Raw genomic sequence first — 21759 nt, 5'->3', positions numbered from 1 at the left:
GGGGATCAGGGCCGCTTCCACAGGGCGAACGAGCGTTCCCGGCCGTCGTTCCTGACGGTGGAGATCGACTCGGGGCGGGCCCCGGCCGAGAGCCGACGATCGCGCAGGTCGTGCCAGGCGAGTTCGTCGACGGCCGGGTCGAAGACGAAGGGCGGTGCCGGGAGCCCGCCGACCAGGAGCAGGGCGTAGCGGATCGACCCGCCGGTCGCGTCGGCCTCGACCGACACCGGGCGGAGCCCCTGCCTCCTGGCATTGGCGAGCACCTCGGCGAGGCGGTCGGCCGGCAGGTCGTGGTGCAAGGCCCAGGGGGCACCGTCGTCGGGGACCGACTGGATCGCCAGCCGCCTCGCACCGCGGACGACGTACGAGGCGACCCGGCTCGGCCGGTGTCGGGCGGCCCGACGCTCGTCGAGGAAGGAGGCGACCACGGCGTCGTCGGCCACCACGCCGATCGACCACGACGGCGACGGCCCTCCCGCCCCGGGCACGAACAGGCAGACGCCCACCGGATCGGGCCCGTCCATGCATGCGTCGAACGCGGCCAGCTCGAGCCGGAGGGCCTCGAGCTCCTGGACCCGGAGCTCCAGCTCCTGCTCGCCCCGGATCACCTCGCATTGCCATCGCAGTCCGGCGAGGTTCGGCTCGGCGACCCCGCCGAACAGAGCGATCCCGTCGGAGTCGAAGGCGTCCAGGTCCCTCGGGATCAGGTTCTTCTCCCGGCAGTCGGCCAGCCATCGGGCGAAGGCCCGGTCGTCCGCCCCGTCCAGGATCGAGCACGCCCCCGGGCCCGGCGCCCGGACCACCCGGCCGGAACCGATCGGCCTGGGCACGGCCCCGTCCTCTCCGTCGTCTCCGTCGGCCGGGGGGAGGGCCCAGAGCCGGAGCAGCCCGTCGGCCCCGGCCGAGACCGCGAAGTCCTTGCCGGGCACGAAGGCGACCGCCCGGGACTCCTGGTCCAGCTCGAACCGGTGCCGCTCGGCCCCCGAGTTCGAGTCCCGCAGCACCACGTCCCGCTCGCCGACCGACGAGACCGACCGGCCGTCCCCGGAGTAGGCCACGCCGAGGACCCTCCCCTGCCCGGAGTCGACCCGCCACCGGAGGCGGTCGGTCCTCAGGTCCCAGAGCCGGAGCTTTCCGTCGATCCCGCCGACGATCGCCGAGGTCCCGTCCGGGCCGAACGCGGCGGCCCGGGCCCCCTCGGGGCTCCAGAGCGGCCCCGCGGCGATCGAGCCGCTCGACTGTTCCCGGAGCCGGGCCCGGCCGTCGCCCCCCAGGGTCAGCAGCCATCGGCCCTCGGGCGAGGGGAGCGCGCACCAGACCCCGGCGTCTCCGAGGCCCTCGAGCCGGTCGATCGGCGTCCCGGTCCCAGGGTCCCAGAGCCGGACCGTCCCGTCGGCCCCGCACGTGATGGCCGACTTGCCGTCGGGCGAGAAGGCCAGGCCGTTGACCGCCCCCTGGTGGCCGGGCAGGGCGATCAGGTCCTCCATGGCGGTCGAGGCTCCGGCCGAAGGCGGGAGGGAGCGGAGCCGTTCCAGGTCGACCAGGTACGCCTGCCCCGTCGAGGTGCCGACCATGGCGAGTCGGCCGTCCGGGGAAATCGCCACGGCGTCGACGATCGGCCCGACCTGGAAGCCGAGGGTCATCGAGCCGGCAGACAGGTCCCAGAGCCTCGCCGTGCCGTCACTGGCGCCGGTCAGTGCCATCGTGCCGTCGGGAGAGACCGCCAGGGCCCTCAGGTCCCCCCGGTGGCCCTCGAAGGCGTGTCGCTCGCCGGGAGGGCCGACCTCGGCGAGCAGATCGACCTCCGGCGAGGTCAACTCGGGAAGGGAATCGACCGCGTCGACCGGGGAGCCGGGCATCGGCCTCGATTCGGGCTCCGGGACCGGGACCTGCACCGGATCCAATCCGGGCTCCGGCTCGGGCTCAAGCTCGGGGGACGGTTCGGTGATCCAGCTCACCGGGCCCGACGCCTCGGGGCGGGACGGCGGCGCGCTGTCATCCTCCCGGGACCGGGGCCGCATCACCGCCATCACCAGCACCAGGACGGCCGAGGCCGCCCCGGTCCCCAGCACGGCCGGACGCGACCACCACGCGACGCCGCCCCGCCCCGGGGCCTCTTCCCTCACCTTCAGGCCGGTCCCGACATCGAGTACCAGCCCGGCCAGGGGATCTCCCCCTTCGTCGGGATCGGCCTCCGTCGAGCAGGACCCCAGCGTCTCGATCACCTCGGCCATCGACCGGGGCCTGTCACCCGGTTCCTTGGCCATCATCCCCCGGCAGATCGCGTCCAGCTCCGCCGAGACCTCGGGGCGGATCGCCTTCGACGACGGCACGGGCTCGGTCCGGTGGGCCAGGACCACGTCGATCGCGGCGCCTCCCCGGAAGGGCATCTTGCCCGTCAGCAGGCTGTACAGCGTGCACCCCAGGGAGTAGACGTCCGACCGCTCGTCGGCGTACCTGGAGTTCCTGGCCTGCTCGGGGGACATGAAGTGGACCGTGCCGATCATCGCGCCGAACCGGGTCAGCTGGAGGTCCTCGCCGTCGGGCTCGCCCCCTCCCCCGACGTCGGCGACGAGGCGGGCCAGGCCGAGGTCGGAGACCTTGACCGTGCCATCCTTCGAGATCAGCAGGTTGTGCGGCTTCACGTCCCGGTGGACGATCCCCCGGTCGTGGGCCGCCTTCAGCCCCCGGGCGGCCTGGATGACCGCGTCGACGGCCCGGGGGATGGGCAGAGGTCCCTCTTCCCGGATCAACCGACCGAGATCCGGCCCGTCGACGTACTCCATGATCATGTAGGGCCTGCCCCGGACCTCCCCGGCGTCGAAGGCGTGCACGAGGTTCGGGTGGTCGAGCCGGGCCATCGCCTCGACCTCCAGCCGGAACCGCCGGACCACCTTCGGTTCCCGGGCGAAGGAGGAGTCGACCACCTTGATCGCCGCCTCCCGGCGGAGGGTCCGGTGCCGGGCCAGGTAGACCTTCCCCATGCCCCCCGAGCCGATCGGCCGCTCGAGCACGTGGTTGCCGACCCTCAGGTCGGCTCCCCTGCCTCGGGCGATCACCCCCGCCTGGAAGGGCGTCAGCAGCCCCTCGCCGGCCAGCCGACGGGCGAACCGGTCGACCGAGTGCTCGCCCCCCTCGACCGTGATCGCGTCGAGCACGGCGGCCGCCTCTGCCTCCCGGACGAGCCCCAGTTCCTCCAGCATCGGCAGGAGGTCCCTGGGGCTCCCCCCCGACTGCCCGGCCCCCGATCGCGCCTCGGAACTGCTCGAATCGGCCACGGCTCGCCCCCCGCCCCGGTCCACCGATACCCCCAGCGTCGACTCGATCCCTCCGGGCCGCCCGGCCCTCCCCCGACACTCGACATTGTCCCGATCATCGCGACACAGTCAACGACCGATTGCCATCACGCAACAAATCATTTCCCGGATCCCGGGGGCACGTCGAAGGGGTCGGCGAAGGAGACGCCGAGGTCGTCCAGCCGGATCTTCGGCTCGAAGCCGAGCAGTCGTCGGGCGGGCCCGAGGTCCCATCGGCGTCGGGAGCTCTCGCCGACGATCGTGACGATCGGTACCTCATCGTGGGGGAGGGGGACGGTCAGTGCCAGGGCGAAGGCCTCGGCCAGGTCCGGCAGGGGGACCTGCTGGGGCCGGACGGGGGACCGGGCGAGGTCGGGGTCGTCGGGGTCGAGGGGGGCGGCGATCCGGAGGATGACGGCCTCCAGGTCGGAGGACCGGCCGAAGTGCCCGGCGACCTGCTCGGCGAGGGCCTTGGTCAGGGCATAGGTGCCGACCGGCCGGGGGGGAGCGTCGCCGGGGACCATCCCCGAGGCGCCGTACCCCCAGACGACCATCAGGCTGCTGACGCAGACGACCCGGCGGACCCCCGCCCTGCGGGCAGCCTCGAACACGTGGTGGGTCCCCTTGACGTTCACGTCGAACTGGAGGTCGTTGAAGGCGTCGTCCTCGAAGGTGCCCGGATGGCCCGGCGCCTTGGCGAGGTGCAGGACCGCGTCGACCCCGAGCATGGCCCCGGTGATCGCGTCGAGGTCGAGCAGGTCGGCCCGGACGTGCCGGGGATCCGACTCCCCCGCGTCGGGGGAGAGCAGGCGGAGGTCGAACCGCCTCCCCAGGATCGGCAGGACGCCCCTGGCAACCTGGCCGGTGGCCCCGGTGATCAGGACGAGCGGCATGGGGGCGGGTCCCGGTGGGGATTCATCGGTCGTCCAGGGTCGGATCCATCCGGACCGTCTCGCCCGTCTCGATCGAGCGCCGGGCCGCCAGGCAGAGGGCGACCGACCGCCGTCCGTCCTCTCCGGAGACGGCGGGGGGGGTGCCGTCACGGACGGCCCGGACCATCATGGCCGCCTGCTCCTCCAGCTCGAAGACCTCGCCGGTCGGGCGATCGATCGGGATGTCGACGACGGTCTGGCCGTCGAAATACTTGAGGGAGTAGCTCGGGTGGAAGGTCCGGTCCATCGCCCCGCCCCAGGAGGCCCAGAGGGCCCCCTCGGTGCCGGTCAGCTTGACGACCTGGTGGTGCTCGAAGGCGGCGAGGGTCTGGGAGATGACGGCATAGGCCCCGCCGGGGAAGTCGACGAAGGCGCTGAAGTTGTCGAGCAGCTCGGGGCGGTCGGCCCGCTTCGAGCTGCCCCGGGCGGTCACGGCGACCGGCTCTCCGGGCCCGGAGAGGTACCACCGGGCCAGGTCGAAGAAGTGGATCGGCTCCTCCAGGATCCAGCTGCCGACCCGGCCGGGGTCATACCGCCATCCCCCGGACCCGGTGCGGTAGGGGCGCCTCCAGAGCTCGATCAGGGCGTATCGAGGCACGCCGATCGCGCCGTCGTCGACCATCCGCTTCACCCCTCCCCAGAGGGACGAGAGCCGGAACTCGTGGCCGACGGCCAGGGTCAGCCGTCGATCCCGGGCGAGGCTGATCAGCGCGTCGCAGTCGGCCAGGTCCAGGGCCATCGGCTTTTCCAGGAGCAGGTGCCGACCCGACCGGAGCACGGCGGCGCCGGCCTCGGAGTGCAGGTGGGAGGGGAGGACGACGGCGACCGCGTCGAGCTGCTCCCGGTCGAGCATGGCGGCGTAGTCGTCGTAGATGGCTGCGCCGGGATGGTCACGCCGGGCCGCGTCGCAGGAGTCGGCCGATCGGCCGGCGATCGAGACGAGTGCCGCCCCGTCGGTGCCGGAGAGGACCCGGGCGTGGTGGACCCCCCAGGCCCCGTAGCCGATCAGGCCGAACCGGACGGGCTTCATGCGGCGTCCCCCTCCGCCCCCTTGCCTCTTGATCGAGGCCGACGGCCCCCTGCGGGTGCCCCCGGGGAGGGCTATACTAGCGCCCCGTCCCGCCGGGGGACAGCCACCACCGAGTCGGCCCGAGGGGGATCGAACCGATGGATCTGGACCAGCGAGCACCGGAGGCCGGCGCCTGGTACGAGGGGATCTCGCGCTACCAGTGGGTCGTCCTGGTGATCGCCTCGCTCGGCTGGGTGTTCGACGTCTTCGAGGGCCAGATCTTCGTCGCCAGCATGAACGAGGCGATGCCGGAACTGATCCCGCCCTCGGCCTCGGACGCCTCGATCCCCTACTACACGAACCTGACCTTCGCCGCCTTCCTGCTCGGAGGCGCCCTGGGGGGGGTCGTCTTCGGCCGCCTGAGCGACCGTTACGGCCGGGTCCGGGTGCTGGTCTGGACGATCCTGATGTACTCGATGGCCACCTGCCTCTCGGCCTTCTCGGCCTCGTGGTGGCAGATGGCGGCGTTCCGGTTCCTCGTCGCGCTGGGCACCGGCGGGGAGTGGGCCGTGGCGACCGCCCTGGTGGCCGAGGTCTTCCCCCGCCGTGCGAGGGCTTGGTCGCTGTCGATCTTCCACGCCTCCAGCGTGCTCGGCTCCTGGATGGCCGCGGCGGCGGGGGTGCTGCTGGTGGCGAACCCGGACCTGGGCTGGCGATGGGGCTTCGTGATCGGGGCGGCGCCGGCGCTGCTGGTGCTCTGGGTCCGGCTGTCGCTGAAGGAGCCCGAACGGGGGCCCTCCGCCGACCCCTCCAAACCCCGGGGCTCCGGCGCCCTGGGCCGGCTGTTCCGGGGCCCGCTGCTGAGGAGGACCCTCGTCGGGGTCGGCCTGGCGACGGTCGGCCTGGCGACCTTCTGGGGGACCCACGTCTACGGCAAGGACCGCCTCCGGGGGATGGTCGAGGCCCGTGCCCTCGCCGAGTTGCCCGAGGGTGCCGACGACTCCGAGCGGGCCGACCTCCTCGCATCCCTCGCCCGGCCCCTGAAGCACTGGGAGATGGCCGGCATGTTCCTGGTGACGACCGGCGGCGGGATCGGCCTGGTCTGCTTCGGGCCGATGGCGGACCGCTTCGGCCGCCGGGGGGCGTTCCTCGCCTTCCACCTCGGCGGGCTGGTCGCGGCGCTGTTGCTGTTCCAGGTGATCTCCGGGGTGACGCCGGTTCTGCTGTTCCTGCCGGTCTTCGGCTTCCTCACGCTGGGGATGCACGCCGGCTATGCGGTCTATTTCCCCGAGCTGTTCCCGACCGAGGTCCGGGGCACCGGCGCCGGCTTCTGCTTCAACTTCGGGCGGTTCCTCGCCGCCCCCATCCTGTTCCTGAGCGGCTGGCTCCAGGGACCGGGGGGGAGGTCGATGCGGCTGGAAGACTCCGCCTCGCTCCTCGCATTGCTGATGCTCGTCGGCGTCGCCCTGCTGCCCTTCGCTCCCGAGACCCGAGGCCAGGAACTGCCCGGCTGAGCCGGAGAACTGGAACCCCGACGGCCAGGGGTGAGCGACCCTCCCGGGACCGGGCCGACCGTCTCCCGACGCCGGGCTGTAATCTTTGCAGGAAATCAAGACGTCGGCCCGGTTCGTGACTGTGGTCATTTCTACAACCGAGGGTGTTTCCCGGTCGACCTTTCGATGCCTTTCACATCGCCTTCCCCTCGATTTTTGCTCGGCTCCTCGGATTCCGACGCCATTCGGCCGCGGGGAGACGGCCTGGGCACGCGCCTTGCTCTTTCGCCAGGCCCCGTCTCCGACACCGTGCCCGTCGCGGTTTTCATCTCCAATCCGAGGGCCATCCCATGCCCCCGACCGCACCCGTCGGCCGGCCGATCTCCCTGCGCACCGCACCCGTCGGCCGGCCGATCTCCCTGCGCTTTGCGTCTCCGCGCCCGGTCCCGCTCGCCGACCTCTGCGACGAGGCCCGCCGCCTGGCCCATCGCCGCTGCCGGGCGGAGGCCGCCGTCCGCCGCCTCCGGGCCCACCCGGCGCACGAGAGGCTCGGCCGCCTGGCCGCCCACTCCGACCGGCTTCTCGTCGGCTTCCACCGTTCGCTCGATCGGATCGTGGCCGCCGACGGCTTCGACGAGGCCCTGGAGATTTTCCGGGACTACCGCGCCACGCTGGTCCAGGCCGACGGGCCCTCGGACGCGTCGGGGATGACCAAGGACCCCTGATCGGCGTCGAGCCGGCGGGATAGGGGCCGAGCGGCAGCGGCCTCGGCCGGAGTCCGTACCTGACGGGGCTCCCGACGAGGCCACCGTGTCGGGATCACCGAGACGCCCCACGCCTGCTCCATACTCCCGGTGGGCCCGATGACTCGTTATGGTGGGTCGGATCGGAGATCGTCTCGCGAAACGCGGCCTGGGTTCCGACACCGGTGATGAGGGACATCCTCGGCGATGCTCGAGGATCTCCCATCGCCCGTCGGCGAACGATCCGGGGACACGGGGATGTCCCCCCGGGACGCGAGACACCGACGGATGAGGCGCCGACCACCATGAAGCGGACCCTCGGGGCCCTGCCCTTCCTGCTGCTCGGCGTCGCGGCCGACCTGCGAGCGACCGAGGACTCGGGCCCGGCCGCCGTGGAGTTCGCCCGCGACGTGCGTCCGATACTCGAGCGGCATTGCTTCGGCTGCCACGGCCCGGACCGGCAGCGCTCCGGGCTGCGGCTCGACGTCAAATCGGAGGCCTTCAAGGAGGGGGCCTACGGGCCGGCGATCGTGCCGGGGAAGGCGTCCGAGAGCCCGATCGTCATGTTCTCCTCGGGCGAAGACGAGCAAATGCTCATGCCCCCGAGGGGAGAGCGGCTGTCGGAGGCCGAGATCGGCACCCTGGCCGCCTGGATCGACCAGGGTGCATCGTGGCCGGAAGGGGTGGACGGGGTGACGCAGGAGGACCCGATCGACCACTGGTCGTTCGGCCCGCCGACTCGCCCGGCGCCGCCGGCATCCGTCGACCGGTCCTGGCCGCGGAATGCGATCGACCGCTTCATCCTCGACCGCCTAGAGGGCGAGGGACTGCGCCCCTCACCCCCGGCGGATCGCGCCTCGTGGCTACGGCGGGTGGCCTTCGACCTCACGGGGCTGCCGCCGACTCCCGAGCGGGTGGCAGACTTCGTCGCAGACCCCCGCCCCGATGCCCACGGTCGCGTGGTCGACGAGTTGCTGGCCTCCCCCAGGTACGGCGAGCGATGGGCGCAGCACTGGCTCGACGTGGTCCGCTACGCCGACACGCATGGCTTCGAGGTGAACACGGAACGCCCGAATGCCTGGCCTTATCGCGATTACGTGATCCGCGCCTTCAACGCCGACACGCCGTATGACCGGTTCGTCCGCGAGCAGATCGTGGGCGATGCGTTGGGCCGGGACGAGGCCACGGGGTTCCTCGTCACCGCATCGGTGCTCCTCCCCGGCCAGATCGGCAAGGACGAGCCCTCGATCCGGCTGGCTCGACAGGACGCGATCGATGAGATCGTCAACAACACGACGCTGACCTTCCTGGGCCTGAGCGTCGGTTGCGCCCGCTGCCACGACCACAAGTTCGACCCCGTCTCCCAGGTCGACTATTACTCGATGCAGGCGTTCTTCGCCGGGGTGGAGTACGGCGACCGTCCCGTCCGGACGCCCCAGGCCGACGAGGCCCGGCGGCGAGAGGCCGGTCTCCGGTCGCGGCTGGTAGACATCGAGCGACGGCTCGCGGGGCTGGAGCCGACGGCGGGGTCCGGCATCGAGCGTCCACCGGTCGACCCGCGCAAGAACGCGGATCGCTTCGGCCCGGTGGCCGCCCGACGCGTCCGCTTCACGGTCCTCGGGACGAACCGGCTGGAGCCCTGCATCGACGAACTGGAGGTGTATGACGTCGACGGGCGGAACGTCGCGCTCGCCGCCTCCGGCACCGCGATCTGGTCGTCCGGCGACACGGTCGTCGCCGGACGGCACGAGCTGCGGTTCGCCATCGACGGCCGCTACGGCAACTCGAGCAGCTGGATGTCGGACGAGGAGGGACGGGGCTGGATCGAGCTGGAGTTCCCCGGGGAGTACTCGATCGATCGGGTCGTCTGGGGGCGAGACCGCGAGGGTGAGTTTGACGACCGACTCGCAGTGGCCTACCGGATCGAGGTCGCCCCCGACTCGGGCGGGTGGCGGGCCGTCGCCGATTCGTCCGACCGTCGGGAGTACTCGGGAGGGGGCGATCCCCCCGTCTCGCCCTTTCCCGCAGGACTCGACCCCGAGGAGGCGAGGGTTGCTAGTCGACTGATCGAGGAGCGGGATTGCCTGGAGCGGGAGCTTGCCGACGCCCGCGCCCGGCAGGTCGCCTTCGCGGGGGTCTTCCGGGCCCCCGATTCGATCCACCGGCTGCACCGCGGCGACCCCGAGCAGCCGAGGGAGGAGGTCGCCCCCGCCGTCCCCCACGCCCTCGGGACGCTCGCCCTCCCGAGGGGCTCCGCCGAGCGGGAGCGTCGTGAGGCGCTGGCCGGATGGATCGCGAGCCCGGAGAATCCCTTGACCGCCCGGGTGATGGTCAACCGCATCTGGCAGGGGCATTTCGGCATCGGACTCATGGGGACACCGAGCGATTTCGGCCACAACGGGGCGAGGCCGTCACACCCGGAGCTGATCGACTGGCTCGCCTCGGAATTCATCCGATCAGGCTGGTCGGTCAAGCACATGCACCGCCTGATCGTGCTGTCGGCGACCTATCGGCAATCGAGCCGGATCGACCCCGGCGCCCGGGCGAAGGATTCCGACGCCCGCCTGCTCTGGCGGTTCCCGCCGCGCCGGCTGGAAGCCGAGGCGATCCGAGACGCGATGCTCGCCGTGAGCGGGCGGCTGAACCCGGAGATGGGCGGCCCCGGATTCGACTTCTTCCGCCACCGGGGGGGGCTGCAGGGATTCCCGCCCGTCGAGCGGTTCGACGCCAAGGGGAGGCGTCGGATGATCTACGCCCACAGGGTGCGGCGCGAGCGCGACGCCGTCTTCGGCGCGTTCGATTGCCCGGACGCGGGGCAGAGCACGGCGAGGCGGATCGAGTCGACCACCCCGATCCAGGCCCTGAACCTCTTCAACAGCCGCTTCACCCTCGACGAGGCGGGCGCGTTCGCCGACCGGCTCCGGGCGGAGGCAGGCGAGGACGCCTCGGCCCAGGTCCGCCGCGCCTATCAGCTCGCCCTCGGCCGCGATCCCGACCCGGACGAGAGCGACGACGCCTCCGCCGTCGTGCGTCGGCACGGGCTGGATGCCCTCGGTCGCGCCCTCTTCAATTCCAACGAGTTCCTCTTCCTCCCCTGACCCCCGCATCCCGACCCCGAACGCCCCGCCCGCCCGCCAGCCCTCCCGGAGGACATCATGCCGAGCTCGGACCGCGTCTCGCCCGCCGGGCGACTCCTCCTGGACCGGCGGCATTTCCTCTCCCGGTCGGCCACGGCGTTGGGCTCGATCGCGCTGGCCAGCCTGCTCCGCCGCGACGGACTCCTCGCCGCCGACAGCCCGAGCATCGATCCGGCCCGGCCGTTCGCCCCGAGGCCGCCGCACTTCCCGGCGAAGGCGAAAAACGTCGTCGTCATCTTCTGCGCGGGCGCCGTGAGTCAGCTCGAGACCTGGGACTACAAGCCGGAATTGATCAAGCACGACGGCCGGCCGCTGGAGGACGGGCCGGCGGTGACGTTCCAGGGCCCCGCGGGCGACCTGGCCCGGCCCCAGTATCGGTTCCGCCCGAGGGGGCAGTCGGGCAAGATGGTCTCCGACCTGATCCCGCACCTCGCCGGGCTGACTGACGAGATCGCCTTCGTGCATTCGCTGACCAGCGCGAGCAACACGCACGGGCCGGCCGAGAACTTCCTCTCGACCGGCTCGGTGCTCGACGGCTTCCCGAGCCTCGGCGCCTGGGCCGGCTTCGCGCTCGGCAGCGAGAGCCAGGACCTGCCGGCCTTCGTCGCCATCCCCGACCCCCGGGGCGTTCCGCAGGCCGGTTCGAACAATTGGGGTCCGGGCTTCCTGCCGGCCGTGTACCAGGGGACGCCACTCGACGCGTCCGGCCCGGTACGCCACCTCACTCCTCCCGATGGGGTGCGGACCTCGGACGACGACGCCGCCCGGGAGCTGCTGCGACGGATGAACCGGCGACACCTCCAGCGGCATCCGGGCGACGAGAAGCTCGCGGCCCGCATCGCGAGTTACGAGCTCGCCGCCCGGATGCAACTTAGCCTGCCGGAGACCGGCGACCTCTCCGACGAGCCCGGCCACGTGCTGAGGCACTACGGCGCCGACGACGCGTCCAACCCGCTCAAGGCCGCGTTCGCCCGCAACTGCATCCTGGCCCGCCGGCTCATCGAACGCGGGGTGCGATTCGTCCAGCTGTTCAACGGCGCCTACGCGAGCGGCGGTGAGTTGAATTGGGACGGGCATGACCGGCTCAAGGAGCAGTACGACCGGCACGCGGCCATCCTCGACCAGCCCGCCGCGGCACTCATCCGCGACCTGAAGCAACGGGGGCTGCTCCAGGAGACGCTGGTCGTCTGGTGCACCGAATTCGGCCGAATGCCCATGTTCCAGAAAGGGTCGCGGGGCCGCGACCACAACCCCGACGGTTTCACCTGCTGGCTGGCTGGCGCCGGCGTCCGCCCGGGCGCCAGTCATGGAATCACCGACGAACTCGGCAGGAAGGCGGTGGGAGACGTCACCACCCTCTACGACTTCAACGCCACCATCCTTCACCTCCTCGGCCTGGATCACGAGGCGTTGACGTTCGAGCATAACGGCGTGCAACGCCGCCTGACGAATGTGGAAGGCCACGTGATCAGGGAGGTGATCCTTTGACCTGAAATCCTTCGATGGCGATCTCGTGGTGTTCGGGAGTTGCGGTGTGCGTTCGAGTCCGCCTTCACCTCGACGACGACCGTTGAGCGAACATGATCCGCAGGCGAAACCGGACGGGCGCGATCTCCGAGGCAGGCCGGCCCCCAGGCCCGCCGAGTCGACCGGCCTGGCTGGCGATGGGGTTGATCGCGGCGCTGCTGCTGGCGGATCGGCTCCTGGTCCAACCCTCGATGATCCGCCTGATGTCCGACGCGCCGGTGATTAACGTCGCCGGACGTCAGCGGATGCTCAGCCAGCGACTGGCCAAGGCCGCCCTGGCCGTCTCGGTGACGCGGTCCGGGGAGCGTGCCCGGCACCTCGACGAGCTGCGGCGGGTGCTCGAACTCTGGGCCCGGTCTCATCGCGGTCTCCGGCGGGGGGATGCGTTCCGGTCGCTGCCCGGACGCAACAGCGAGTCGATCCGCCGGGCCTTCGACGCACTGGAACCCGACTACCGCCGGATGCGAGACGCCGCCTCGACGATCATCCGGGGCGGGTCCGGCTGGGGGGAGGAGGCCGAGGCGGCCCTGCACGTCATCCTCGAGGCCGAGGATGACTATCTTTGGCGGATGGACGTGATCGTCGGGCTCTACGAACGCGAGGCGAGGGGGCGTGTCGACCGCCTACTCCAGACCGGCTGGGCGATGACCGCCACGAACCTGATCGGCCTGCTCGTGGTCGCCCTCCTGATCCTCCGGCCCTGGGCCCGGCTGATCCGGGAGCAGTTCGCGGAGCTGCGGGACGCCCGGGACGAACTGGAACGCCGCGTCCGCGAGCGTACCGCTTCGCTCGAACGGGCCAACGAGGCGTTGCGCATCGAGTCGAGGGAGCGCGAGCGGGCGGACCGCCGTCATCGCGAGCTGCTTGAGCGCTTCAGCCACGTCTCCCGGACCAACGTGATCGGCGAGATGGCCACGGGCCTGGCCCACGAGCTGAACCAACCGCTGGGCGCGATCGCCAATTACGCCGAGGGTTGCCTGGTGGCGCTCGAACGCCCCAGGCCGGCGATCGGCGAGGTGCGGGCGGCCCTGGATCGGATCCTCGCGATGACCCTCCGTGCCGGCGAGATCATCCGCCGAATCCGCCGCTTCGTCTCCCGCCAGGGGCCGGCCGTCGAGCGTGTCGAGCCGAACGCCCTCGTCGCCGAGGTCGCCGACCTGCTCCGAGGGGAGGTCGAGCGACTCGGGATCGCCCTGAGGACCGAGCTGGCACCCGACTTGCCAGGTGTCGAGTGCGACCCCGTCCAGGTCCAGCAGGTCCTGGTCAACCTCGTTCGCAATGCGACCGATGCGGTTCGGGCCATGGGAGTCGAAGCGCCGCAGATCGTTATGGCGACCGTGCGGGGCGGACCTGGGCAGGTGTCCTTCGAGGTTTCCGACAACGGCGAGGGCATCGCCGGGGGCCGGGAACGCCAGGTGTTCGACGCATTCTTCAGCACTCGTGCCGACGGGATGGGCATGGGGCTGGCGATCAGCCGCACGATCGTCGAGGCCCACCAGGGGCGTATCGAGTTCGAGTCTGAGCCGGGCGTCGGCACCGTCTTCCGCGTCTCGATCCCGAGCGATGGCCGCGACGATGCAGGAACCGACGGTCTACATCGTTGACGACGACGCCGACTTGAGGGACTCGCTGCGCTGGCTGATGGAGACCGTCGGGCTCCGGGTCCGGGCGTTCGGCACGGCCGCCGAGTTCCTCCGCGAGTCCCCGCCCGATGGTCCGGGCTGCCTGGTCTTCGACGTCCGGATGCCGGGCAAGAGTGGCCTGGACCTGTTCGAGGAGCTGGTCGGACGCGGCGAGGGGAGGCCGGCGATCTTCATGACCGCGTTCGCCGACGTGCCGATGGCGATCCGGGCGATGAAGTCGGGGGCCGTCGAGTTCGTCGAGAAGCCGTTCAATCGGCAGGAGTTGCTCGACAAGGTGCAGCGGGCGATCGACGAGGACGCCCGCCGCCGCGCCCTGCTGGTCGACCGCGAGGCCATCGATGCGCGCTTCCGGTCGCTGACCGAGAAGGAGCGGGAGGTCCTCGACCTGATCAAGGGCGGACTGCCGAACAAGGCGATCGCCGCCCGCCTGGCGATCACCCCCCGGGCGGTCGAGATGCGGAGGGCCGGCCTGATGAGGAAGCTCGCCGCCCGGTCCCTCGCGGAATTGCTCCGGCTCGCCTACGGTCGGGATGCCGAGGGATCTGAAGCGGGCCGCTGATCGGGTCGCATTCGGCCCGGCCGCCCCGTCCTCATGCTGAAGAGTGCCCCAATCGCGGGCATGGACGCCGGCCGTGCGCGCAGTCCCGGAGGTGGTCCTCGCCGAATTGGGGGGAGAATCCCTTCGGAAAACCGAAGCACCCCCGGTGGTCTTCCGAACCTCGACCTTCGACCTGCCGCAGCAATCGCCCACTTTCCGCGGGAAGGGGATGGGGGCCGGTACGGCCGTCGCGTTCTGAGGGGCCGACACCCTGGACTGGTCTTGGGGAGGTGGTGAGAGGATCGAGCGATGAGCACGTCGGCCTTGTTGACATCCGGTGCCGTGTCGACGACCGGCCCCGTCGACGCGATGGCCGATTCCCTGCTGCGGGCGGAGCGCGAGGTGACGGCCGTCGAGCAGTTCTCCAGGTTCCACGACGAGGCCCCGGAATTACGTTCGCGGGGGCGATACGCCGAGCTGATGCCGGCTTCGCCGCCGGGCCCGGGGCAGCAATATGCCTTCGAGGTGGAGCTGGATCGCTGCTCGGGCTGCAAGGCGTGCGTGACCGCCTGCCACGCCCTGAACGGCCTGGACGAGGGGGAGTCGTGGCGCGACGTCGGCCTGCTCGTTGGGGGCCACGAGGCCCTGCCGGTGCTCCAGCACGTGACGACCTCGTGCCACCACTGCGTCGACCCGGCCTGCGCGAACGCCTGCCCGGTCGACGCCTACGAGAAGGACCCCGTCACCGGGATCGTCCGCCACCTGGATGACCAGTGCATCGGCTGCAAGTACTGCACGATGGCCTGCCCCTACGACGCCCCGAAGTACCACGCCGGGGAGGGGATCGTCCGCAAGTGCGACCTCTGCTCCGACCGCCTCCGCGTCGGGGAGGCCCCGGCCTGCGTCCGGGCCTGCCCGCACGAAGCGATCCGGGTCCGGGTGGTCGACGTCGCCGAGGTCGAGGAGTCGGCCGCTGCCGGCCGCTTCCTGCCCTCGGCCCCCGACCCCTCGATCACGGGGCCGTCGACGCGATACCGGGCCTCCCGTCCGCTCCCGGCCGACTCCGAGCCGGCGGATGCACACCGGATCGAGGCGGAGCACGCCCACGGGCCGCTCGTCGTCATGCTCGTGCTGACGCAGCTCGCCGCGGGCGGCCTGCTGTTCGAGCTGATCGGGAGGCTCGGTGGGGACGGATCGGTGGCGCTCGGGCTGCTGAGCCTCGGGGGGCTGCTCATCGGGCTGATGGCGAGCCTCGCCCACCTGGGGAGGCCCCACCTGGCCTATCGGGCGGTGATCGGCCTGCGACACTCGTGGCTGAGTCGCGAGGTCGTCTGCTTCGGTGCCTTCGCCAAGCTCGCCGGGGCTTCGGTGGGCCTGGCATTGGTCCGCCCCGACCTGGCTGAACGGTGGCCGCAATTGGGAATCGTGCTCGCGGCCGGGGCGGTCGCCTCGGGGGTCGCCGGTGTGGCCTGCTCGGTGATGGTCTACCACGTCACGAGGAGGCCGGCCTGGACCGGGGGCCGGGGCGTCTTGCGATTCGCGGGCACGGTGGCCGTGCTCGGGCTGGCCGCCCGGCTATCGTGCCGGGCCTGGGAGGGGACGCCCCCCGCTGCACTTCCGTGGGTCGCCCTGGCGGCATTGGTACTCGGGAAGGTCGCGGCCGAATCGGAACTGCTCGACCACCGGGACCGATCCGGGGTCGACCTGCTGGGCCGGTCGTCCCGGGTGATCCGGGGTCCGCTGGCGGGCTGCTGGAAGGTGCGGGTGACGCTCGGGCTCATCCCAGGGGTGGTGGTGCCGCTGACGCTCGCCGGGCTGGGTCCCGGGGCCGTGCCGGGGGTGGCCTCGTGCCTCTCGGCGATCGCGCTGGCCGGCTTGATCGCGGGAGAACTGCTGGAACGGTTCCTCTTTTTCGCCGCCGCATCTCGGCCGAAGATGCCGGGGGGTCTGCACTCGTGAGCGTTTCGCTGCATTTGCTGCTGGATCGGGCCCGGTCGCTGCTGCATGCCCGGGACGGCCGCCTCACCCGGTCGCTGCTGAGGGAGCCGGGGCGATTCGGCCTGGGCCAGGTGCCGGCCCGGGTGAGCCCCGACGCCACCTCGTCCCTGGTCTGCGGCTACTGCTCGACCGGGTGTAGCCTCGACGTCCACCTCCGGGGCGGCCTGGCCGTGAACCTCTCGCCGTCGGCCTCCTATCCCGTCAACCGGGGGATGGCCTGCCCGAAAGGATGGGAGGCGCTGGCCGTGCTCGACGCCCCCGACCGCGCCACCATCCCCCTGCTCCGCGGATCCGACGGCCGGCGTTGCCCCGTCGACTGGCCGACCGCCGTCGGCGAGATGGCCCGGCGCGTCAAGGCGATCCAGCGGGCCCACGGGCCCGAGTCGGTCGCCTTCCTCGGCACCGGCCAGATCACGACGGAGGAACTCGCCCTGCTGGGCTCGGTGGCGAAGTTCGGCATGGGGATGGTGCACGGCGACGGCAACACCCGCCAGTGCATGGCCACCGCCGCCGTGGCCTACAAGCAGTGCTTCGGCTTCGACGCCCCGCCCTACTCGTATCGCGACCTGGAGGAGTCCGACTGCCTCGTCTTCGTGGGCTCCAATCCTTGCATCGCGCACCCGATCCTCTGGGAGCGGGTGATGCGGAACCGCCGCGACCCCGACCTGATCGTCATCGACCCCCGTCGCACCGAGACGGCCGCCCAGTCGAACCTCCACGTGCCGATCCGGCCGAAGGCGGACCTCGACCTGCTCTACGGACTCGCACACCTGTTCATCCAGGAAGGATCGATCGACCGCACCTTCATCGACGCCCACACCGCCGGCTTCGATGCCTTCGCCGCCTTCGTCGAGCGGTTCACCCCGCCGTATGTCGCCGGCCGGACCGGCCTCGACATCCGGAAAATCCTCGACCTGGCCGACCGCATCCGCCGGCGGGACCGCGTCTCGTTCTGGTGGACGATGGGGGTCAATCAGAGCCACCAGGGTGTCCGCACGGCCCAGGCGATCATCGCCCTGGCGCTGATGACCGGCAACATCGGCCGGCCCGGGACGGGGGCGAACTCGATCACCGGCCAGTGCAACGCGATGGGCTCCCGATTGTTCTCGAACACCTCGAGCCTGCTCGGCGGCCGGGACTTCTCGAACCGCGACCACCGGGCCGAGGTCGCCCGAATCCTCGACATCCCCGAGGATCGCATCCCGGCGCACGCCGGCCGGACCTACGACCAGATCCTCGACGGCATCCGGAACGGGTCGATCCGAGGGCTCTGGGTCGTCGCCACGAATCCCGCCCATTCGTGGATCGATCGGGGCGGGCTCGCCGACGTGCTCGGCCGGCTCGACCTGCTGGTCGTCCAGGATATCTACCACTCGACCGAGACGGCCGGGCTCGCCGACATCCTCCTCCCCGCCGCCGCCTGGGGGGAGAAGGAGGGGACGTTCATCAACTCCGAGCGGCGGATTGGCCTGCTGAGGAAGGTCCGACGCGCCCCGGGCCAGGCCCTGGCCGACTTCCAGATCTTCCGCCTCGTCGCCGAGGCCTACGGCTGCGGACCCATGTTCGCCGGATGGCGGACGCCCTCGGACGTGTTCCAGCTCCTCAAGCGACTTTCGGCGGGGAGGCCGTGCGACATCACCGGGATCGCCGATGAGCGGATGGTCGGCGAGGCGGGCGGAATTCAGTGGCCCTGCCCGACCGGCCTCGACGACCCCGGGGCCGAGCGTCGCCTGTTCGCCGACGGATGCTTCTATCACGACGACGGGCATGCCCGATTCGTCTTCGGTGAGCCCACGGCGATGCCAGAGGAGCCGGACGAGTCCTACCCCTTGCTCCTGATCACCGGCCGGGGGTGCGCCTCCCAGTGGCACACGCTGACGAGGACCGGCAAGTCGTCGATCCTCCGCAAGCTGGCGCCCCGGGAGCCCCACGCCGAGCTCCACCCCGACGACGCCACCGACCGGGGGATCGCCCCGGGCGATTGGGTCGAGATTGCATCCCGTCGGGGGTCGACCCGGGCCCGGGCCTTGCTGACGCAGGGGGTCGGCCGAGGACGGGTCTTCCTGCCGATGCACGACGCCGGGACGAACCTGCTGACCTTCCCCGCATTCGACCCGCATTCGAGACAGCCGGCCTACAAGGCCGCGGCCGTCCGAATCCGCCCCGCCGCGCCCCCAAGGCCGAACGGCCGCCTGAGACGCCTCTTCTCGACGTCCCGCTGATCCCGCCCATTCTCGGACCGGAGGGCCCGATGACCGCCGACGGCCGCGCCACCCGAATCAACCTGCTCGACTTCACGACGCCCCCGATGCGTACGTTCCACTGCTCGTGGTTCGCCTTCTTCCTCTGCTTCTTCGCCTGGTTCGGCATCGCGCCGCTGATGCCGATCGTCCGGGAGGAGATGGCGCTCACCGCCTCCCAGGTCGGATGGTGCATCATCGGGTCGGTGGCGATCACGGTGGTCGCCCGCCTGGCGGTCGGCCTCCTCTGCGACCGCTTCGGCCCGAGGCGGACGTACTCGGCGTTGCTCGTCCTCGGGGCGTTGCCGGTGATGGGGATCGGCCTGGCGCGCGACTACCCGACGTTCCTCGCGTTCCGAGTGGCGATCGGGGCGATCGGGGCGTCGTTCGTGATCACTCAGTATCACACGTCAGTGATGTTCGCCCCCAACTGCGTCGGCACGGCCAACGCGACGACCGCGGGCTGGGGGAACCTCGGAGGCGGGGTGACGCAGCTGACGATGCCGCTCGCCTTCTCGCTGCTGGCCGGTACGCTCGGCCTCGGCACCTTCTGGGGCTGGCGCCTGGCGATGGTGGCGGCCGGCGCGACCTGCTTGACCATGGGCGTCGCCTATTACCTGCTCACGCAGGACTCGCCCCGGGGCGACCTCGACGAGAGGACTCACCGGCGACGTCCCCGCGGAGGTTTCCGCCGCGCCGCGTCCGATCGCCGGGTCTGGGCCCTGTTCGTGCTCTATGGGGCCTGCTTCGGCGTCGAGCTGACGATCAATAACATCGCCGCGCTCTATTTCGTGGATGACTTCGACCTGGGCCTTCGGGCCGCCGGGGTCGCCGCCGCGTCGTTCGGCCTGATGAACCTCTTCGCCCGGACGCTCGGCGGGGCCCTCGGCGACGCGTTCGGCGGCTGGATCGGCTTGAAGGGGAGGGTGACCTGGCTGTTCACGACGGTCTTCCTGGAGGGGCTGGCATTGATGGCGTTCGCCCGGATGTCGAGCCTCGTGTTCGCCCTCCCAGCACTGGTTGTCTTCAGCCTGTTCGTGCAGATGGCCGAGGGGGCGACCTTTTCGGTCGTGCCGTTTGTCGACCGCAAGGCGCTCGGGGCGGTGGCCGGCATCGTCGGCGCCGGCGGGAACGCGGGTGCGGTCGCGGCGGGCTTCCTATTCCGGGGGGCGTTGCCGTGGTCGACCGCGCTGATGGTCCTCGGGGCGGCGGTCGCCGCCTCGTCGTTCCTGGCGCTGGGCGTCCGCTTCTCGGAGGACGCCGAGGCCGAGGCCGCCGCCGAGTTCGAGGCGGCGGTCGGCCGCCGTGCGGCGACGACCGCCGCCGCCTGATCCGAACCACGCGAGGGTGTCCCAATCATGCCCGAATCGAACGGCTTCACCGACGTGCAGAAGCACTTCCTCCAGGGCTTCGTCATGGGGGCCGACGTCTCCCGGGCGGTCCGTTCGCTGCCGATCGTCTCCGGAGGCGGTGCCCACGATCGATCGGGGGCGATGCCCGGGTTCGGCGTTGGCGGGACGGCCCTCGACGCCCCTCCCTCCCGCCCAGACCGAGTCCATCGCGAGGCCCAGGATCGCGTCCTCGCCTCGGGGAAGGCATTGTGTAAGGAGGAGCAGGCGAAGCGCGAGAAGGATCCGTTCTCCCTCTGGGACGAGATGAGGGCGAACGCCACCTCGGATTCCTTCCCGAGGGGGACGGATGTGTTCCTCTACAAGTTCTCCGGACTCTTCCACGTCGCGCCCGCCCAGGACTCCTTCATGTGCCGCCTGCGCATCCCGGGCGGCGTCGTGCCCTCGTGGCAATTCCGTGGGATCGCCGACCTGGCCGATCGACATGGTGGGGGATTTGCGGACGTGACAACGCGTGCAAATCTGCAGCTCCGCGAGATCGGGCCTCGGGACGGGATCCATGTCCTGACCGGATTGGCCGACCTCGGGGTCATCAACCGGGGTGCCGGGGGCGACAACGTGCGCAACATCACGAGCAGCCCGACCTCGGGCATCGATCCCGTCGAACTGGTCGAGACCCTGCCGCTCGCGAAAGAGCTGCACCACCACATCCTCAACCACCCCGAGTTGCACGGCCTCCCCCGCAAGTTCAATATCGCCTTCGACGGCGGCGGCAAGGTCGCCAGCCTGGAGGACACCAACGACGTCGGCTTCCTCGCCGTCCGGGTCGACGAACGCCCCGATTCTCCGCCGAGCGGCGTCTACCTCCGGCTCGCGCTCGGCGGCATCACCGGCCACGAGGAATTCGCCCGACCGACCGGGGTCCTGCTTCTGCCGGAGGAGTGCGTCCCGGTCGCCTCGGCGATCATCCGCGTGTTCATCAAGAACGGCGACCGCACCGACCGCAAGAAGGCCCGGCTCAAGTACCTGCTCGACGACTGGGGGTTCGACCGATTCCTCTCCGAGGTCGAGTCCGAGCTCGGCTCTCGGTTGCGAAGGGCCCCGCTCGGATGCTGCTCGATCCCGCCGCCGGCCGACCGCTGGGGACACGTCGGGTTCCACCGGCAGAAGCAAGACGGCCGATCCTACGTCGGCGTGGTCCTGCCGGCCGGTCGGATGACGACGGGCCAGATGCGCGGGCTCGCCGAGGTCGCCGAGCGATTCGGCTCGGGCACGATCCGCCTGACCGTCTGGCAGAACCTCCTCATCTCGGACATCGCCGAGGCGGACCACCCGGAGGTGAAGGCCGCGATCCAGGCGATCGGGCTGGACTGGGACGCCTCCGCCCCCCGGGCAGGTTTGGTGGCGTGCACCGGGAACGCCGGCTGCAGGTACGCCGCGGCCGACACCAAGGGGCATGCGATGGCCCTCGCCCGCTATCTGGAAGACGGCGTGACCCTGGATCAGCCGATCAACATCCATCTCACGGGCTGCCACCACTCGTGTGCCCAGCATTACATCGGCGACATCGGCTTGGAGGCGACGAAGGTCGAAGTCGGCGAGGAGATGGTCGAGGGCTATCACCTCTGCATCGGCGGCGGCTGGGGAGAGGAACGGGGCATCGGCCGACGCCTGCTCGACTCGGTGCCGTTCGACGACCTCCCGCCGATCGTCGAGCGGCTGCTCCGCCACTACCTTGAGCACCGCTCGCACCCCGGCGAGTCCTTCGCATGCTTTGCACGACGCAGCGACGGCCTCGAGCTCCTCGCCGCGGCGGGGGTGCCCCGATGCACGGTCGCCTGAGGGGCGGACTGC

At 71.2% G+C, this 21759-nt stretch carries 13 protein-coding genes; 10 read left to right on the top strand and 3 right to left on the bottom strand.

Translation table 11 applies throughout. The features are described 5' to 3' along the window. Window positions 1–5: 5 nt before the first annotated feature. From ElP_RS17770 to ElP_RS17760, 3 genes are all read right to left on the bottom strand, one after another. Entirely contained in the window at window positions 6–3203 is a 3198-nt protein-coding gene (locus tag ElP_RS17770; RefSeq protein ID WP_145271513.1) for a WD40 repeat domain-containing serine/threonine protein kinase, read from the bottom strand. 212 nt (window positions 3204–3415) lie between these two features. After that, window positions 3416–4189, bottom strand: coding sequence for an NAD-dependent epimerase/dehydratase family protein (locus ElP_RS17765; protein WP_145271511.1), 774 nt, complete (start codon window positions 4187–4189; stop codon window positions 3416–3418). A 22-nt stretch (window positions 4190–4211) separates the two neighbouring features. Continuing rightward, on the bottom strand, window positions 4212–5258 hold the full coding sequence (locus tag ElP_RS17760; RefSeq protein ID WP_145271509.1) for a Gfo/Idh/MocA family protein: 1047 nt from the start codon (window positions 5256–5258) through the stop codon (window positions 4212–4214). 137 nt (window positions 5259–5395) lie between these two features. Between ElP_RS17760 and ElP_RS17755 the strand changes: the two genes are divergently transcribed. The 10 genes from ElP_RS17755 to ElP_RS17710 all read left to right on the top strand — a co-directional run bounded on the left by ElP_RS17755 (window position 5396) and on the right by ElP_RS17710 (window position 21747). Further along, window positions 5396–6751, top strand: coding sequence for an MFS transporter (locus ElP_RS17755; protein ID WP_145271507.1), 1356 nt, complete (start codon window positions 5396–5398; stop codon window positions 6749–6751). A gap of 329 nt (window positions 6752–7080) precedes the next feature. After that, entirely contained in the window at window positions 7081–7455 is a 375-nt protein-coding gene (locus ElP_RS17750) for a hypothetical protein (RefSeq protein ID WP_145271505.1), read from the top strand. Between the two features lie 323 nt (window positions 7456–7778). Then, window positions 7779–10571 (top strand): PSD1 and planctomycete cytochrome C domain-containing protein, encoded by a 2793-nt coding sequence (locus ElP_RS17745; RefSeq protein ID WP_145271503.1) that lies wholly within the window; start codon window positions 7779–7781, stop codon window positions 10569–10571. A 57-nt stretch (window positions 10572–10628) separates the two neighbouring features. Beyond that, window positions 10629–12098 carry a DUF1501 domain-containing protein gene (locus ElP_RS17740; protein WP_145271501.1) on the top strand — a complete coding sequence of 490 codons (1470 nt, stop codon included), beginning with the start codon at window positions 10629–10631 and terminating at the stop codon, window positions 12096–12098. 92 nt (window positions 12099–12190) lie between these two features. Then, window positions 12191–13741: an ATP-binding protein gene (locus tag ElP_RS17735; protein WP_145271499.1), complete on the top strand. Its 1551-nt coding sequence runs from the start codon at window positions 12191–12193 to the stop codon at window positions 13739–13741. Next, a complete protein-coding gene (locus ElP_RS17730; protein WP_145278521.1) occupies window positions 13713–14339 on the top strand; it encodes a response regulator transcription factor in 627 nt (208 codons plus the stop codon). Before ElP_RS17735 ends, ElP_RS17730 begins: the two co-directional genes overlap by 29 nt. A 288-nt stretch (window positions 14340–14627) precedes the next feature. After that, window positions 14628–16277, top strand: a complete 1650-nt coding sequence (locus tag ElP_RS17725) for a DmsC/YnfH family molybdoenzyme membrane anchor subunit (RefSeq protein ID WP_231749166.1) — start codon at window positions 14628–14630, stop codon at window positions 16275–16277. After that, window positions 16274–18538: a molybdopterin oxidoreductase family protein gene (locus tag ElP_RS17720; protein ID WP_145271497.1), complete on the top strand. Its 2265-nt coding sequence runs from the start codon at window positions 16274–16276 to the stop codon at window positions 18536–18538. Before ElP_RS17725 ends, ElP_RS17720 begins: the two co-directional genes overlap by 4 nt. Window positions 18539–18567: 29 nt before the next feature. Further along, window positions 18568–19887 carry an MFS transporter gene (locus ElP_RS17715; RefSeq protein WP_145271496.1) on the top strand — a complete coding sequence of 440 codons (1320 nt, stop codon included), beginning with the start codon at window positions 18568–18570 and terminating at the stop codon, window positions 19885–19887. A 27-nt stretch (window positions 19888–19914) separates the two neighbouring features. Further along, window positions 19915–21747: a NirA family protein gene (locus ElP_RS17710; protein ID WP_145271494.1), complete on the top strand. Its 1833-nt coding sequence runs from the start codon at window positions 19915–19917 to the stop codon at window positions 21745–21747. Window positions 21748–21759 lie beyond the last annotated feature (12 nt).

Origin of the sequence: Tautonia plasticadhaerens, assembly GCF_007752535.1 — a bacterium.
Taxonomy (GTDB): Bacteria; Planctomycetota; Planctomycetia; order Isosphaerales; family Isosphaeraceae; genus Tautonia; species Tautonia plasticadhaerens.
Note: the sequence above shows the minus strand (reverse complement) of the source record. Positions and strands in the feature narration are given on the sequence as shown.

What these genes read in the sequence shown, in the direction of transcription:
- ElP_RS17765 (WP_145271511.1), bottom strand. Translation starts at nt 4,189, where the DNA reads ATGCCGCTCGTCCTGATCACCGGGGCCACCGGCCAGGTTGCCAGGGGC.
- ElP_RS17750 (WP_145271505.1), top strand. Translation starts at nt 7,081, where the DNA reads ATGCCCCCGACCGCACCCGTCGGCCGGCCGATCTCCCTGCGCACCGCA.
- ElP_RS17710 (WP_145271494.1), top strand. Translation starts at nt 19,915, where the DNA reads ATGCCCGAATCGAACGGCTTCACCGACGTGCAGAAGCACTTCCTCCAG.
- ElP_RS17740 (WP_145271501.1), top strand. Translation starts at nt 10,629, where the DNA reads ATGCCGAGCTCGGACCGCGTCTCGCCCGCCGGGCGACTCCTCCTGGAC.
- ElP_RS17755 (WP_145271507.1), top strand. Translation starts at nt 5,396, where the DNA reads ATGGATCTGGACCAGCGAGCACCGGAGGCCGGCGCCTGGTACGAGGGG.
- ElP_RS17745 (WP_145271503.1), top strand. Translation starts at nt 7,779, where the DNA reads ATGAAGCGGACCCTCGGGGCCCTGCCCTTCCTGCTGCTCGGCGTCGCG.
- ElP_RS17760 (WP_145271509.1), bottom strand. Translation starts at nt 5,258, where the DNA reads ATGAAGCCCGTCCGGTTCGGCCTGATCGGCTACGGGGCCTGGGGGGTC.
- ElP_RS17770 (WP_145271513.1), bottom strand. Translation starts at nt 3,203, where the DNA reads ATGCTGGAGGAACTGGGGCTCGTCCGGGAGGCAGAGGCGGCCGCCGTG.
- ElP_RS17715 (WP_145271496.1), top strand. Translation starts at nt 18,568, where the DNA reads ATGACCGCCGACGGCCGCGCCACCCGAATCAACCTGCTCGACTTCACG.
- ElP_RS17725 (WP_231749166.1), top strand. Translation starts at nt 14,628, where the DNA reads ATGAGCACGTCGGCCTTGTTGACATCCGGTGCCGTGTCGACGACCGGC.
- ElP_RS17735 (WP_145271499.1), top strand. Translation starts at nt 12,191, where the DNA reads ATGATCCGCAGGCGAAACCGGACGGGCGCGATCTCCGAGGCAGGCCGG.
- ElP_RS17730 (WP_145278521.1), top strand. Translation starts at nt 13,713, where the DNA reads ATGCAGGAACCGACGGTCTACATCGTTGACGACGACGCCGACTTGAGG.